Genomic DNA, 15,292 nt, shown 5'->3' with positions numbered 1-15,292 from the left:
TCGTGAAGACCCACCCGCGCGGGCTTTGGATGGGAGGGCAAGGTCGGTGCGTCTTGTAAGGAAGATAACCCCCTTGTCACGGCAGATGGTCAGGTACCGGCCGCGTTCACTTTTGTGGTGCGTGGGGAGCTTCGGCTCGGTAGGCGCGCCTGCGGCTACAACTCGGATTGGATGGCTTTGAGCAGCCGGAAGCGCATCGCGCCGCCGTTGCTTGTAAGCGCGATCACGAAGCGTACACGCCCATGCTTCGAAGTGTCGGCATAGCCCGCCAAGGTGCTGACACCGGAAAAGGTGCCTGTCTTGAAGTGGGCGCCGTCGCCGCTCCGGAGCAGGGCAGCATGAGGCTCGAAGAGGCGCAGCAACCGGGCAAGGCCGCGGGCCGTGAAGCGGTTGCCGCGGCTGATGCCCGAGCCTTCCTCGAGTTGGATGGACTCGGCGAGGCCGTGCCTGACGAGCATCTCGTTCGCAACCTGGAGCGACTTCTCGAGGCTGACGGGCCCGCCCAGGCGATGCCCGCCGATCTCCAGGAAGACCTGGTTAGCGATGTAGTTGTTCGAGCTTAGGAGCAACCCGGCAAGGATCTCCGAAAGAGGGCGTGATTGGCGGTGAACGTAGACCGGCTCCAGACCCTCAGGTACGGCTCCCGTCGAGATCTTGCCCTTGACGCTGCCGCCGGCCCGCTCGATGAATGCGGCAATCAGCTCGCCGGCATAGTGCAGGCCCACTGTGGGGCTCTGGGTCAGGCTGATGCGACCACGACCCTGGGCGCCCCGCGCCAGGAACTGGCTGATAGCCAGCGGCGTGATCGGGGTCTGCTCCTCGGCGGAGCGGACCGTCTTGCCCTTGCGCACGGCGTGGATCGTGTTGAAGTTCACCGCGAGCGCGGAGTTCAGCGCGTCATAGGCCTCGTCGGTGTCCTCGATGCCCGGGATGCGGATGTCGGAGGGGTAGTAGCTTGCGTCCAGCAGGATGCCGTTGAGCGGCTGCTTACCAGTTGCGGCGACCAGCGCCGGCGCGAGCTGAGCCAGCTCTTCGGAGATCAGAAAGGGATCGCCACCACCGCGAATGTAGAGCACCCGGCTGCTGTCCAGGTAGAAGCGCGTCTTGAAGCGGTAGTCGGCGCCAAGGACTTCCATCGCCAGCCAGGCGGTCACAATCTTGGCGACGGAGGCAGGCACGAAGGGTTTGTCGGCGTTCTGAGCAACCAGGTCGTTGCCGTTTTCATCCATCACGAGCACCAGCCCCGACGGAGCGAGCGCTGCGACCGTCTCCCTGGCACCGGCCAGGACTCGGGCGGGCATCAGGAACAGGATGCAGGCAAGGGCGAGTAGTTGAAGCCACATGAGGACGCCAGCCCGTGCCCTCCTGTTCGTCCCTTTAAGTAATTGGCTCAACATAGCGTTATGATCTCATTAACCTATATGGAAGGTCTGGGATCGCCCGCTTTAGCGGATGTGCATTGCGAGGGCGGTCGGCTGAGAATGAGGCTGACGTCGGTCGTCTCGGTAGGCAGGTCCTCGTGAAAACACAGATGTGATTGAGGCTCACTTCGTCAACCTAGCGCCTCAAAAGCACACTGGCCTTTCAATCCCGTCCCTCTCCGAGGGGCTTCGCGGTGCCGATAGACGGGTCAGTAAGGCGTCCCATCCTTGTGCATGTCCCCAGCCTCCGTGCTGTAGCGCAGGTCAATGTCCGGATACTCGGCGACATCCTCATCGGGACGGCGTGAGCCTACCTCCAGGATCAGGGCAGGCTGATCGGAGCGGTTTTGGAGGTGGTGACCGTTCGGATCCCCGGCCTTGAAGCCGGCGCAGTCGCCGGCGCGCAGGATCTCCTCGCCGCCTTCAGTGACGAGAACGACTTCGCCTGCCAAGACCCACACGAACTCGTCCTCGGCCGAATGCCAGTGTCGCTGCGACGACCATGCGCTTGGCGGCAAGTGCAGCAGGTTGACCCCAAACTGGGTCAGCCCGGCAGCATCACCCAAGGCCGTCCGAACTCGGTCGCGGCACGGCACATCGTACGGTGCCGGGTAGTCGGACCCCTCGCTTCGGGCCGCGGTCATCACATCGATCTTTGCCATCGTCGAGCCTCCGGTCGTTGCCACCACTCTCAGGATCAGCTCCGGAGATCAGGGTCTGTTGCGGAGACAGTACCCCGTGGAATTGAGAACTGTGAACCAGGAAAGGGCAGGGGTGGCGCCGAGCTGAGGCACAAGGAACGTCCGCTCAACGAAAGAACACCGGACTTCCTGAAAGGCAGGGAAATGACGCCACCTGACCCGAAGCGGCCCTTCCCGGCACCACGATAGTGTCCCGCATGCATCTTCGCAGGAAATGCCCGACACTCTGCCAGCTCGCGATTGAGTCGGACGATCGAGACGCACCCTTCCGCTGGCAGTCGCAATCATGTCCCGATGCATGCTATGGCCAAACCCCTCGATGGCGCCATCTACATCCTTTCTGTTTGCGCTGTTCAGGGCCGGGGAAATTAGAGCGTGGGCCAATCCTTGATCATATCGAGAGGCGGATGGTGGAAGGCTGCCTGTTCACATCTCCCGTCCGTGCGCTCGCGCCTGCTCCTCCTTACCCTCGTGCTGCTGTTGCCGGCGCTCGCGGCAGGCGGCCTGGTGGTCTATGCCGGCTATCGCCACGACCGGCAGTCGGTCGAAAAACATCTTCAGGAGACGGCTCGGGCGCTGTCACTCGTGATCGACCGCCAGTTCGGACAGGCCGAGGCCTTGCTCTGGGCGCTGTCGACCTCGCCGCAGCTTCTCGAGAAGGATTACGCCGCGTTCGACGCTCGAGCGCGAGCCGCGATCCGGATCCCGGGAGCCTGGATCACCGTGGCGGATGATCGGGGACAAGTCGTCAACACGCTGCTCCCGCCAGGGAGCCCGCTGCCGCTCATCAACAACAGAGACCATCGAAAAGGCCTGACCGTCGGGACGGTGCGGGTCAGCAACCTGTTCACGGGTTTTGTGGCGAAGCAGCCGGCCGTTGGAATCGACACACTCGTAACCACGGACGATGGCTCCGAGCTCTACGTCAGCATGATCATGCGGGCCGATACAGTCACCCGGATCCTGGCAGACCAAGGTCTGCCTCCGACTTGGATCGGTGCGATTGTCGACCGCAATGGAACTGTCGTGGCCCGGAGCCGGGATGCCGAGCAGTTCGTGGGCAGGCCGGCCACGCCCGAGAACGTGGAGCGGGTTCGGGCCGAGGTGCGGCAGGGCGTCTCCGAGAGCGTCTCCCTGGACGGGGTGCCAACGCTGCTTGCGCTCGCCCGCTCGCCGGGCTCAGGATGGTCGACCATCGTGGCCGTCCCGCGGTCGGAGATCACGGCGCCCGCGTGGCGATCCGCCCTGTATCTCGCCCTGGCGGGAGGACTGCTGCTCACGCTTGGCGTCGTCATGGCCTGGCAGGTCGGGCGCAGCATCGCCGGACCCATGAAAGGTTTGACCAGCCTAGCGCAGGGCGTCGGCCGCGGAGAGCCGATCACGGCGCCGGCAACCGGGTTAGTGGAGATCGACAGGGTCGGCGATGCGCTCGCCTTGGCTTCAACGCAGCTTCGGGAAGCCGACCGCCGGCAGAAGCTGCTGATCGACGAGTTGAACCACCGGGTGAAGAATACGCTGGCGACCGTGCAGTCCCTCTCCTGGCAGGTGATCCGGCCAGGCGTGTCGCCGCAAGTGGCGCAGGAGCGTTTCCAGCAGCGCCTGCTGGCGCTCTCGCGCACGCACAATCTCCTGAACGAGACCCTGTGGGAGGGAGCCTCGCTCAGGACGATCCTGGAAGCCGAGTTCAAGCCCTATGCGACAGACTCCACCCGCGTCCATCTCGACGGACCAGCGGTCGATCTTCCGGCACGGCTGGCGGTGGTGCTGGGCATGGCCTTCCACGAGCTTGCGACCAATGCCGTCAAGTACGGTGCCCTGTCGACTGCGTCGGGCCGGGTGCAGGTGGACTGGAAAGTCGAGGAGCGCCGCGAGGGGGCGATCCTGGCTATCGACTGGTGCGAGTTGGAGGGACCCGCACTCGAGACCGAGCCCAGGCCTGGCTTTGGCTCGCGCTTGCTGCGGCAGACAATCACCCGGGAACTGGCCGGTCAGCTCGATCTGCGGTTCGAACGGGAAGGCGTCTGCTGCACAATGAAAATCTCAATAGGGGCGGCCACCCACCAGGCGGCCTGACACCAGCTCTACAACATTCGGCCTCTGTATGCGGAATGTCTTCATCTGGCACTTTCCGGAAGCACACCGAACGTCCGTGATGCGGTGAATACCGGACTTCTAGGGCAACGGCCGATTGCGCGAACAGTATGTCTCGAAAGCCCGGCGCCCCGCCTCCTGCTGTGTGAGCCTGTGGCTTTTCATGCCTATTTCATGCCTATTCGCTGCCATGTCCCTTACTGGGCATTGGTATGGAATGACCCTTCTGATGATAGTGAGTCAAATCGCCGATCAGGATAGCGGCGAGCCCGTCGATCTCTCGAACAACTCGGTCGATCTGTCGATACTCATCGCCGCCGGTCGGGATGTCGGCCAGCGTTCGCGTGAGGAGATGGCGGGTCGGCCGCAGGGATTCCAAGAGCCTGTCGGCGACGTCCGGTGTCATGAGACGCCGGGACTTTCTCGAATGACCGTGGTGCATGGATCGCCTCGCTGTTCTCATCTGCTTTAGCCAATAGCGGTGCCAAGCCACTCGATCATCATGATCCGGTGGTTTCACGGTGGCTGGAGCTGCCCCGGGTCGGCGTCACCCCCGTCCGCCCGCGGACGTACCCGAAGGACAGGGCCGCGGCGAGACGTTCGATCCGTTGCTCCTGGATGTGCTGCTCGACGAGTAGGGCCTTGATGGCGGACCGTGGATCACCACCGCAGGCCTCGATCACGGCCGTGACATCAGCTTCCATCTGGTCCATATCGCACGTGGGCTGAATCCGGTCAGTCATCGTCACCTCCCTTGAGAGCCGCGACGTTACTGATTCGACGCTCCAATCTCCAGCGGAATGTTCTTTTTTTGTTCTTAGGCTGTGGAATGCGGGGAACCGCTCACGATCGTTGCTCGTGTCAGAGACAGCCAGACGTGATTCACTGCCACGGTACGCGGCCAGCTTGGCACGTATCCTAGTATTCGGAATTTCGAGAAGTGCGGCGCTTGATCCCTGCGGCGCGCTGCTCGCACGAACTCTATGACAAAGGGCCAAGGCAACACGAACAGTTTCGTGTCCGTAATCCCGCGCGAGAACACCATCAAGGAATGACCCGGCATGTCTTCCGGACAGAAGCTGGTCGAATTCGAGTAGGCAAGGTCATCTCCGTAGTTGTTCTGAGTTGACAGGTCAGCAGTGGATTGGCTGAGTGACGGCTGTCGGGGGTTGTCATGCGTCTTGCTTCCATTGTCGCTAGCGTTGCGATTTGTGCGTTCGGTCCATCGGCCTTGGCGGATTCCTTCACGCTCTCGGGTGATGCTCGCTGGGTTGCTTTGGCGAGCCGGCAGAGCCTTGATGAAGCCATCGGTGTCGCCCACGCCTACCGCTGGCGCTTTCCGACCGTGAGGGTCATGCAGGCGACGAACGGGTGGTACGCCATCGTCGCTGGACCTGAGCGGATCCCGAACCCGCGGGCTTACAAGGAGGCCTTGGTCCGGGCGGGCGAGATCCCAGGCGATACGGTCATCACCAAGGGCCAGGGATACGTTGCCGAGGTCTGGAAGCCCTCGACCTTCAAGCCTCTTATCCAGGCAAAGTACGATGGCTCGAAACAGGTCAGTCTGCGCTCTGGCGAACTGGTTCTCAACGTCTCGAGCCTTGCGAGCGGGAAGGAGAGCGGGCGCTTCCCGGTCCTCTCCGGCTACGCGAACGGCCGTCTTGCCTTCACGGCGCGCCTTGAGGAGAGCTCGAACGAGGTGCCGAACGCCGAGGTTACCGTCGTGCGTCTGGATCCAACCAATCCCGAGCCGCAGGTGGTCTTTTCGTCCTTCTGGGGCGGCGCGCATTGCTGCACTGTGACCAAGATCGCCACGAAGGTTGGAACGGAATGGCGCGTTGTCCCGGGCAAGACCATCGACGGGGACGGCGGCTACACCTTCGATGACATTGACGGCGATGGGGCAGCCGAACTGCTCAGCGTCGATCAGACCTTTCTCTACACCTTCGCGCCGTATGCAGGATCCTGGGCGCCCGAGAGCATTTCGAAGCTCTCCGGTGACCGTCTCGTCGACGTGACGGCGCATCCAAGCTTCCGGACCTACATGCGCCAGGAGCTCTACCGGATGGAGTATCTCGCCAGCCGGGAGCCAAACCTGTGGCGCTCGAACGGGTTCCTTGCAGCCTGGGTGGCGACAAAAACCATCGTGGGCGAGTTCGACGATGCCTGGAACCGGATGCTGCCGCTGTACGACCGAGGCACCGATTGGCCCCTGACCGAATGCACGGTCGCGAAGGTGGGCGGGTCCTGTCCGGACGGGATGGAGCGCACCATCGAGTTTCCCGTGGCTCTGCGCAAGCACCTCGAGGAGGAGGGTTATATCCCGAAGAGCGCCCCGGCTCCTCGGCCGGAAAGTGTCGCGGTCGCGCGGCCCACGCCTGTCGCGCCGAGCCCGACCCCCAAGGAGGAGAAGCGTGCGTCCTCGGGGACAGGCTTCTTCGTCAGCCGGGAGGGACATGTCGTCACGAACAACCACGTGATCGAGGGTTGCACTTCCGTCCAGATCAAGCCTTCCAACGGCTCGCCCCTTCCAGCGAGAATCCTGGCCCGTGACACGACCAATGATCTGGCACTGCTGAAGGCCGACCAACCGACGGATAAGTTCGCGACTGTCCGAGCAGGCGTTCGTCTCGGGGAAGCAGTCGCGGCCTTCGGTTTCCCGCTCAACAGCGTCCTGGCGAGCTCCGGCAACTTCACCCTCGGCAACGTGACCGCACTGGCTGGCATCGGGGACGATAGCCGCTTTCTCCAGATCTCAACTCCGGTTCAGCCGGGGAACAGCGGTGGGCCGCTGCTGGACGAGAGTGGCAATGTCGTCGGCGTGGTGCCATCCAAGCTCAACGCTCTCAAGACGGTGGTCGCCATTGGAGACGTCCCCCAGAACGTGAACTTCGCGATCAAGGCAGGGGCGCTGGCCACGTTCCTGGAGAGCACCCGGGTCGAGGTTCTGCCTGCCTCTAGCGTGTCACGCCTCTCGCCGCCCGATCTGGCTGACGTGGCCAGCAGCATCAGCGTGTTCGTCAGATGTGACTGAGAGGCTAGCCCATCGATCGTTTTAGAAGGCGAACACATTCGGGCACCGAGTTGACCGAGGTGTGCGGCAACACGAAAACTCTCGTGACCTCCGACTGGTGATGCAGCGCAAGAGGTCCTCGGCGGCACTGTTCATCAGGTCAACGATGGTCTGCAAAGGAATGACGATCCGAAGGCGGTATTCCTTGGCCGGGATGTCAGGAAATGATGGTATCGTCCCCAAACCAGGCTGAAATAGCCCGGTTTGGGGGAAGGGCGGAGCTGTTAAGCAAATCGGGCCGCCATATGGCTGCTTTGGGCAATTAAATCGTGCGAGCTACACTCTCGTTCAATGAGCAGGTTTTGGAACGCATCCGTCAAGGAAGTGGGAGACATGAACCTGTCGAAGCTGCCCCTGAAGCCTCTGACGACGTCGAATGATGTGGCGAGGTCCCGATCCTCGAGGAACGTGCTATAAGCCTCGCTCTCGATGGACGAGATCGCTGCCGTCGCCGCCTTCAGGAAACGCCGGCCGAGAAAATCGTCAAGGAGGCGTCGCAACATCGAGATTTGCTGTCCTTGGGGGAGTACTTGAGAAAGGGAGCGGGGATGAGACAGCGGCGTCATTCGAAGGCCGTGATACGCTAGGCGTTCAGGTCGTCGACTAGGTGATATGAGCCTGAGCCACCTTCTGAGTTGACCCGGCTGAACTCTTCCAGCACCCGGGACCTCGTGAGCCAAGTGTCAAAATCCAGATGCCCTGCGGCATCGAACATGTCCAGGACGGAGCAACAGAGCCGCTTCAGCGCTTCGTAGTAATCCGCTCTCAACTCTTCGATGGTGACGGTGAGATCCGTGGCGATGCGCTGGCTTGAGGTGGGGACCGGACTGACCAAGCTGTAACCATTGCCGTACATCAGGTGGCGTCCATCCATTCCATGCGAATCGACATAGAGGAGAATTCGGTCGGCGCCCTCAACGCATCTTGACGTCAGAGTGGCATGGGCCAGAAGCGCGTGCATTCTCATGATCAACTGCGTCGTGGTGATGAACGGGTTCTTCGGTCGGAGCCGCAGTGCCTGGTAGTCTTCCCGATAGCTCTTGCTGATCGTAAAGACGCCGGCCCTGTACACCCGCCAGTAGTCGAGGCTCCCGAAGAAGACCGTTCGCTCGCCGTTCCGCATCCCTTCCACCCCGGGATAGTCCCTGTCGTCGATCATCCAGACCCGGCTGCGCGGCGCGACATCAGGGCTGTCCAAGAGGATGAAATCGTGCCAGCCATGATGGGCATATCGGTCCATCTGGCCGCTGACCTGGCGCAGCAGGGCCATCGGTCGGTCCAGGTGGATCAGCCCGCCGCTGGCCGCGAGCAGGCCATAGCCCATAGCCATGTGGTTTTGGGAAATGCCGAGCACCATTGCTTTCTCTGCCGGGTCGAAGCCCTCTGAGAACTGCATATTTTCAATCTGCGCGATGAAGTCTTTCCTGGTGTCCTCCGTCAGCCTCTTCAGCAGGATCAGTGACGGGTTCTCGCCCATCGCGGGCGTAGCTGGAGGATTCGCATGCCCGGGGAAGGAGCCTCCCGTCTGAATGAGAGGCAGGAGCGCATCCAGGACTGTCTGGGTGATGGCCTTGGACATCGCGTCGATCTGCTGCTGCGAGATTTCCTGCTGGAGCCGCTCCCGGATATCCGCGCGGTTCTGGATGCAGCGTTCGGAAATCTCGTGCCAGTGTTCCATCTTACGGATTGGGACGCTCTGGGGGCCGACGTCCCGGATATAGATGGTCGCCTGCCTGAGCGACTGAGAGTTCTCGGTGCTTTCCGGTGCGTTCCGCGTGGAGTAGATTGGCATGCCCTTGTGGGATGGGATCTCGACCACGGGGTACGTGACCCCGTTTTCGTGGACATGCATGTGCACCAGGCACTGGAACTCGGGCTCCAGGTACCGTTTGATGATCCCTGAAATGGCATCCTGATTGTAACGCTCAGCGGGAAAGTCCGGGTCTTGCTCCTGTGGCCGGCACTGCTTGTCGACACCAAAGATAAGAAAGCCTCCGCCGTGGTTGGCGATGGCCGCTAGGTGCATGGCGATATCGGCGCGTGCTGACTTCGAGACCCAGATGTCCATCCATTGCTTGAATTCGATGCCGAGGTTCTCATTCCCTCCGGCCAAGAGTCCCTTGAAGTCGATCATTGGCGATTCGCCCCAGAGGATTGGGCATCCTTGAGGTCCGTAGGGCTCGTCCCAATCAGTCCCTGAAGACGTGGGCCGGGCCTGGAGGTCGTTGGATGCGCGTTTGGTTGTTTCCGCCAGCCGCAAGGTGCGAAGCCTGTTGTATCGCTCAAGCCAGTCTGCGAAGAGATCTCGCTAGGGTTGAGTGCCTGCGCAGACGGATAGACCTCGGCGTCACGTTCTCGGGCCATTGAAGAAAAGGCCGGATTTCCGGCCTTTTCGCTTGTCAAATCGGGGTGCGGCATCTTCTGGCCAGTTTTGCGGACACACACTGGGTCAAATTGGCCAACCCTAAAGAGCGTCCATAATAATATCGTTACCATCTCTACTCTTTACGAACACCCCGTCGTGCTGCCGCACGTGTCGCACTTCAAGCACGTCCCGTTTCGCACCAGCGTGAAGTTGGCGCATTCGGGGCAGGCTTCGCCGACATAGCCCTTCATCTTGGCCTCGGCGCGCCGGTCGGCGACGGACGGGGCCGCGAAGGCGAGCTTGGACATTTCCGCTTCGCCGACCTTCTCCTCCGCCTGCACGGCGGGTTGGGCGAGTTCGCCCTTGAGGGCGTTCGCGCCGATCGTCAGACCGGGCGAGCGCTGGCTGATGCCTCCGGCGCTGCCGCCGCCGCCCGGGATGAGCATGAGGCGGTCGGAATTGCCGCGCACGAAGCCGCGGGACACGATGGCCGTGGCCGGCGCGGGCTCCGGGGCCTTCGACTGGGCTTCGCCCGACCCGATGGTGGTGGGGCCGGCTTCCGACGGATCCACGTGGGCGAGGTCGTTGCGGCCGAGATAGGACACGGCGAGCTCGCGGAACACGTAGTCGAGGATCGAGGTCGCGGACTTGATGCGTTCGTTGCCCTGGACGAAGCCCGCCGGTTCGAAGCGCGTGAAGGTGAAGGCCTCCACGTATTCCTCCAGCGGCACGCCGTATTGCAGGCCGAGCGAGATCGCGATGGCGAAGTTGTTCATCATGGCCCGGAAGGCGGCGCCTTCCTTGTGCATGTCGATGAAGATCTCGCCGAGGCGTCCGTCGTCGTACTCGCCGGTGCGCAGGTACACCTTGTGGCCGCCGACCACGGCCTTCTGGGTGTAGCCCTTGCGGCGGTCGGGCATCTTCTCGCGGTCGCGCAGGGCCACCACGCGCTCGACGATCTTCTCGACGATCTTCTCCGACACGTGGGCGGCTTTTGCTGCGGCCGGCATGGCGGCGAGAGCTTCGGCGGCGTCCTCCGCGTCCTCGTCCTCATCGGCGATGAGGGCGGAGTTGAGCGGCTGCGAGAGCTTGGAGCCGTCGCGGTAGAGGGCGTTGGCCTTCAGCGCCAGCTTCCAGGACAGCATGTAGGCGTTCTTGCAATCCTCGACGGTGGCGTCGTTGGGCATGTTGATGGTCTTGGAGATCGCCCCCGAGATGAAGGGCTGCGCGGCCGCCATCATGCGGATATGGCTCTCCACCGAGAGATAGCGCTTGCCGATCTTGCCGCACGGATTGGCGCAGTCGAACACCGGGTAGTGCTCCACTTTGAGGAAGGGAGCTCCCTCGAGAGTCATCGCTCCGCAGATGTGGATGTTCGCGGCCTCGATGTCGGCCTTCGAGAAGCCGAGGAACGACAGCAGGTCGAAGGACGGATCGTTGAGCTTCTCCGCCGGGACTTTGAGCGTGCCGGTGAGGAAGTCCTCGCCGAGCGTCCAGCGGTTGAACACGAACTTGATGTCGAAGGCCGATTTCAGGCCCTTCTCCACCGCGTCGATCTTGTCGTCCGTGAAGCTCTTGGTGCGCAGCGAGCCGGGGTTGATGGCAGGCGCTTGGCGCATGGAGCCGTGGCCGACCGCATAGGCCTCGATCTCGGCGATCTCATGCTCGCGGTAGCCGAGCGCGCGGAGCGCATCGGGCACGGCCCGGTTGATGATCTTGAAGTAGCCGCCGCCGGCGAGCTTCTTGAACTTCACGAGCGCGAAGTCGGGCTCGATGCCGGTGGTGTCGCAATCCATCACGAGGCCGATGGTGCCCGTGGGGGCGATCACGGTGGATTGCGCGTTGCGGTAGCCGTTCTTCTCACCGAGCTGGAGGGCCTTGTCCCAGGCGGACTTGGCATGGGCGACGAGGTCCTGGTCGGGGCAGGAGGCGTGATCGAGCGGGACCGGGTTGACGGCCAAGCCCTCATAGCCCTGAGCCTCGCCATGAGCCGCGCGGCGATGGTTGCGGATCACGCGCAGCATATGCTTCGCGTTGGCCTTGTAGTTCGGGAAGGGACCGAGCTCACCGGCCATCTCGGCGGATGTCGCATAGGACACGCCAGTCATGATCGCCGTGATCGCGCCGCCGAGCGCACGGCCCGCGTCGGAATCGTAAGGAAGGCCCATGGTCATGAGCAGGCCGCCGATATTCGCGAAGCCGAGGCCGAGCGTGCGGTACTCGTAGGAGAGCTGCGCGATTTCCTTCGACGGGAACTGCGCCATCATCACGGAGATTTCGAGGACCACCGTCCAGAGGCGGCAGGCATGCTCGAAGGATTCCGCATCGAACTTGTGGTTCTGGCGGTCGAAGAACTGGAGCAGGTTGGCGGAGGCGAGATTGCACGCCGTGTCGTCCAGGAACATGTATTCCGAGCACGGGTTCGACGCCCGGATGCGGCCACCGGCGGGGCTGGTGTGCCAGTCGTTCATGGTGGTGTTGAAGTGCAGGCCGGGATCGGCGGACGCCCAGGCGGCGTGGCCGATCTGCTCCCACAGGTCGCGGGCCTTGAGGGTCTTCACCACCTTGCCGTCCTTGCGGGCGGTGAGGTGCCAGTCGGCATCGTTCTCGACGGCGCGCAGGAAGTCGTCGGTGAGCGAGACGGAGTTGTTGGAGTTCTGGCCGGAGACGGTGAGGTACGCTTCCGAATCCCAGTCGGTGTCGTAGACCGGGAAGTCGATATCCGTGTAGCCCTGCTTGGCGAACTGGATGACCCGCTTGATGTAGTTGTCCGGAATCTGCACCCGGCGGGCCAGCTTGATCTCCTTCTTCAGAGCCGGGTTCTTCTCCGGATCGAAGCAGGCATCTCCTTGAGCCTCGCAGTTGATGCAGGCCTTCATGATGGCCTTCAAGTGCTTGGCGGCGAGCTTGGAGCCGGTGACGAGGGCCGCGACCTTCTGCTCCTCCTTCACCTTCCAGTCGATGTAGGATTCGATGTCCGGATGATCGACGTCGACCACCACCATCTTGGCCGCGCGCCGCGTGGTGCCGCCCGACTTGATGGCGCCGGCTGCCCGGTCGCCGATCTTGAGGAAGCTCATGAGGCCCGACGAGCGGCCGCCGCCGGAGAGCTTCTCGCCCTCGCCGCGCAGCTTGGAGAAGTTGGAGCCGGTGCCGGAGCCGTACTTGAACAGGCGCGCCTCGCGGACCCACAGATCCATGATGCCGCCGTCGTTCACCAGGTCGTCCTCGACGCCCTGGATGAAGCAGGCATGGGGCTGCGGGTGCTCGTAGGAGGACTTGGACTTGGTGAGCTTGCCAGTCTTGTAGTCCACGTAATAGTGGCCCTGGCTCGGGCCATCGATGCCGTAGGCCCAGTGCAGGCCGGTGTTGAACCATTGCGGGGAGTTCGGCGCCACCATCTGGTTGGCGAGCATGAAGCGCAGCTCGTCATAGAAGGCCTGGGCGTCTTCCTCGGACGAGAAATAGCCGCCTTTCCAGCCCCAATAAGTCCAGCAGCCGGCAAGGCGGTCGAAGACTTGCTTGGAGGAAATCTCGGAGCCGAGGCGCTGGTCCTCGGGCAGCTGGCTGAGGGCCGCCTCGTCGGGCACGGAGCGCCACAGCCAGGACGGGACGTCGTTCTCCTCGACCTTCTTCAGGCGGGCTGGAACGCCGGCCTTGCGGAAATACTTCTGGGCCAGCACGTCCGAGGCCACCTGGCTCCAGGTCTCGGGAACCTCGATGTTCTCGAGCTTGAAGACCACCGAGCCATCCGGATTGCGGATCTCGCTCGTGGCGAGCCGGAAGGCGAGGGAGGAATAAGGCGATTGGCCAGACTTCGTATAACGCCGCTCGATCCGCATGGTCACATTCCTAAGTATCGGGGACAAACGTCCCCGTGGCCGCGATTTGCCCCGCAGCTCATCAGCCCACAATTATTGTTCGACGCCCCAACGATCCGTTCTTTCGGATCGCCACACGCAACACGCCCGAGTTACGGCCTCGTCCAGACGTCACGGGTCACGCGGCAACACGGTTGCCACGCGGCTCTGACGCTCACTCTGGGGAGTTTCAACCGGCCTTTTCGGGTCGGTCACCGGTCTCTGGTCGGTACCCCGGCAAGCTAGTCGTGTTGCGAGCCTTACGTCAAGAACTTGTGTCGCGGCTCACGGTTCCAACTATATATAGTGTGGAGAGTGTTAAGAATGTGGAAAACTGGCTAAGCCACAGAGACTCCTCCGAGAATCCGTTCCGGGAATCCGCAATGGCCAAGCTTCGCCGGCTCAGAGTCGTTTCAAATTGAGCCCGGATGTTGTGCCGGCGCATCAATCGGGGCCGGGGAGGGGGAGAGTTGCTCACGGCCCAGAAAAGCGCCGGATTCCCATGCATTCAGGCGAAAGCCGACTTGGTGTCACCTCGGCCGAATCGAGCTGACCGATTCTGGTCTCGGTGATTGGGTCTGAGTCGCGACCATGGCCGAGAAGGCGCCCATCGGGGTGCAACCCTCGCACAGAAAAACCCTTGCACAGGAGCCGACGGGTTCTTGGCCTTTCGAACCCGAGTCAGCTTTCAGATGCAGCCGCCAGAAATCCCCCGATCTCAACCGCACAGGTTACAACCCAGCATACAATCGGGACGAATTGCACCTCTTGCGAGTGGCTAGGAATATTGTAACGATATATCAGTGGGGGCGCTGAAAGGGCTGTAGTAGGTTCGTGGAGCGCAGTCGCCACTGCAACAAGCAGACCAGGAAAAATCAATGGCAATGAATCTTCAGACGGCAATGGAAATGCTGGAGGACATGGTCCTGAACGGCACGCCCGCGATTGCCACCGTGTCCATCGGCTACGTGCCGACGCCCGGAAACGTAGGCTCGGGCAGCGACACGTCCGGCGGCTCGCAAGACGACGAGATCAGCGACGAAGAGTTCCAGCAGATCAACGCCCAGATTGCGGCGCAGTTGTTCGAGAACATCAACGCGTTGATCGCCCAAGGTGGAGCGGAGGACGGCTACACCCAGGAGATCGCGGATCTTGTCTTCGACACCCTTTTCGGCGGGCTCACGGGCAGCGGCACGGGCGGGAGCGGATCGGGCGGGACCGATGGCGGCACGCCACAATATACAGATGCTGACATATTCGGCCCTAAGACGGGTGGGCCAACTCATAAAACCTGGAAGCCTCCTGCGGACTGGGTTCTCGCCAACCGCAAGGTGCTGTCGATGGAGCCGGGAACAGTGATTGAGTCCGAAGCTGGCGAAATTCTTATCGACAAGAACTCTGATGGCTATTGGACGCTCGAGAGCGAGGCCGACCCCCGCACTTATTATCTCGTTCGCGGGAATAACGGATGGTTATACTGGGCGCTGCCGGACAAGAACGGCAAAATTCCGGATCCCGGCTACAAGATTACGCTGACGGTTCAGAACGCCGATGGCAGCAGTAACACGGTGGATTTCGTCTCCGGATCGAGCGAAGACGACGTTATCGTCGGCAGCGGCTTCCTGGATGGTGACAACGGCGACGACACGATCACCGGAGGGGCGCAAGCGGACGTCCTGAAGGGCGGCGTCGGCCACGACGTCCTGAACGGCGGCGCCGGTGACGATCTATTGTACGGCGGCGCGGGCGTGAACCGGCTCGTCGGCGGCGAGGGCTTCGAT

8 protein-coding genes and 1 pseudogene are annotated in these 15,292 nt (G+C 62.4%); 3 read left to right on the top strand and 6 right to left on the bottom strand.

The window, feature by feature from the left end; all coding sequences use genetic code 11:
- Positions 1 to 155: 155 nt before the first annotated feature.
- Both VB672_RS19315 and VB672_RS19310 read right to left on the bottom strand, forming a co-directional pair.
- Positions 156 to 1,343, bottom strand: a complete 1,188-nt coding sequence (locus tag VB672_RS19315; protein ID WP_329785838.1) for a D-alanyl-D-alanine carboxypeptidase/D-alanyl-D-alanine-endopeptidase — start codon at positions 1,341 to 1,343, stop codon at positions 156 to 158.
- Between the two features lie 287 nt (positions 1,344 to 1,630).
- The gene (locus VB672_RS19310; RefSeq protein ID WP_329785837.1) at positions 1,631 to 2,083 is read right to left on the bottom strand and encodes a cupin domain-containing protein; all 453 of its coding nucleotides are present in this window, start codon (positions 2,081 to 2,083) and stop codon (positions 1,631 to 1,633) included.
- 414 nt (positions 2,084 to 2,497) lie between these two features.
- Between VB672_RS19310 and VB672_RS19305 the strand changes: the two genes are divergently transcribed.
- Positions 2,498 to 4,195 (top strand): sensor histidine kinase, encoded by a 1,698-nt coding sequence (locus VB672_RS19305; RefSeq protein WP_329785836.1) that lies wholly within the window; start codon positions 2,498 to 2,500, stop codon positions 4,193 to 4,195.
- 196 nt (positions 4,196 to 4,391) lie between these two features.
- Here the strand turns inward: VB672_RS19305 and VB672_RS19300 are convergent, their stop codons facing one another.
- Both VB672_RS19300 and VB672_RS19295 read right to left on the bottom strand, forming a co-directional pair.
- A complete protein-coding gene (locus VB672_RS19300; protein ID WP_329785835.1) occupies positions 4,392 to 4,619 on the bottom strand; it encodes a hypothetical protein in 228 nt (75 codons plus the stop codon).
- Positions 4,620 to 4,713: 94 nt separating this feature from the next.
- Entirely contained in the window at positions 4,714 to 4,956 is a 243-nt protein-coding gene (locus VB672_RS19295; protein WP_329785834.1) for a hypothetical protein, read from the bottom strand.
- 431 nt (positions 4,957 to 5,387) lie between these two features.
- On the opposite strand from VB672_RS19295, the gene VB672_RS19290 reads away from it, so the two are divergent.
- Positions 5,388 to 7,247: a S1C family serine protease gene (locus VB672_RS19290; protein ID WP_329785833.1), complete on the top strand. Its 1,860-nt coding sequence runs from the start codon at positions 5,388 to 5,390 to the stop codon at positions 7,245 to 7,247.
- A 622-nt stretch (positions 7,248 to 7,869) separates the two neighbouring features.
- Here VB672_RS19290 and VB672_RS19285 read toward each other — a convergent pair.
- Both VB672_RS19285 and VB672_RS19280 read right to left on the bottom strand, forming a co-directional pair.
- A complete protein-coding gene (locus VB672_RS19285) occupies positions 7,870 to 9,420 on the bottom strand; it encodes an AlbA family DNA-binding domain-containing protein (RefSeq protein WP_329785832.1) in 1,551 nt (516 codons plus the stop codon).
- 371 nt (positions 9,421 to 9,791) lie between these two features.
- Positions 9,792 to 13,493, bottom strand: a complete 3,702-nt coding sequence (locus VB672_RS19280; protein WP_329785831.1) for a vitamin B12-dependent ribonucleotide reductase — start codon at positions 13,491 to 13,493, stop codon at positions 9,792 to 9,794.
- A gap of 896 nt (positions 13,494 to 14,389) precedes the next feature.
- On the opposite strand from VB672_RS19280, the pseudogene VB672_RS19275 reads away from it, so the two are divergent.
- Positions 14,390 to 15,292: pseudogene (locus VB672_RS19275) on the top strand (hypothetical protein); the annotation flags it as partial.

It is taken from the genome of Microvirga sp. CF3016, from assembly GCF_036314085.1.
Classification (GTDB): domain Bacteria; phylum Pseudomonadota; class Alphaproteobacteria; order Rhizobiales; family Beijerinckiaceae; genus Microvirga.
Note: the sequence above shows the minus strand (reverse complement) of the source record. Positions and strands in the feature narration are given on the sequence as shown.

Bases quoted from the DNA above. Each gene is read 5' to 3' on its own strand.
- VB672_RS19315 (WP_329785838.1), bottom strand. From the start codon at position 1,343: ATGTGGCTTCAACTACTCGCCCTTGCCTGCATCCTGTTCCTGATGCCC.
- VB672_RS19280 (WP_329785831.1), bottom strand. From the start codon at position 13,493: ATGCGGATCGAGCGGCGTTATACGAAGTCTGGCCAATCGCCTTATTCC.
- VB672_RS19295 (WP_329785834.1), bottom strand. From the start codon at position 4,956: ATGACTGACCGGATTCAGCCCACGTGCGATATGGACCAGATGGAAGCT.
- VB672_RS19310 (WP_329785837.1), bottom strand. From the start codon at position 2,083: ATGGCAAAGATCGATGTGATGACCGCGGCCCGAAGCGAGGGGTCCGAC.
- VB672_RS19290 (WP_329785833.1), top strand. From the start codon at position 5,388: ATGCGTCTTGCTTCCATTGTCGCTAGCGTTGCGATTTGTGCGTTCGGT.
- VB672_RS19300 (WP_329785835.1), bottom strand. From the start codon at position 4,619: ATGACACCGGACGTCGCCGACAGGCTCTTGGAATCCCTGCGGCCGACC.
- VB672_RS19285 (WP_329785832.1), bottom strand. From the start codon at position 9,420: ATGATCGACTTCAAGGGACTCTTGGCCGGAGGGAATGAGAACCTCGGC.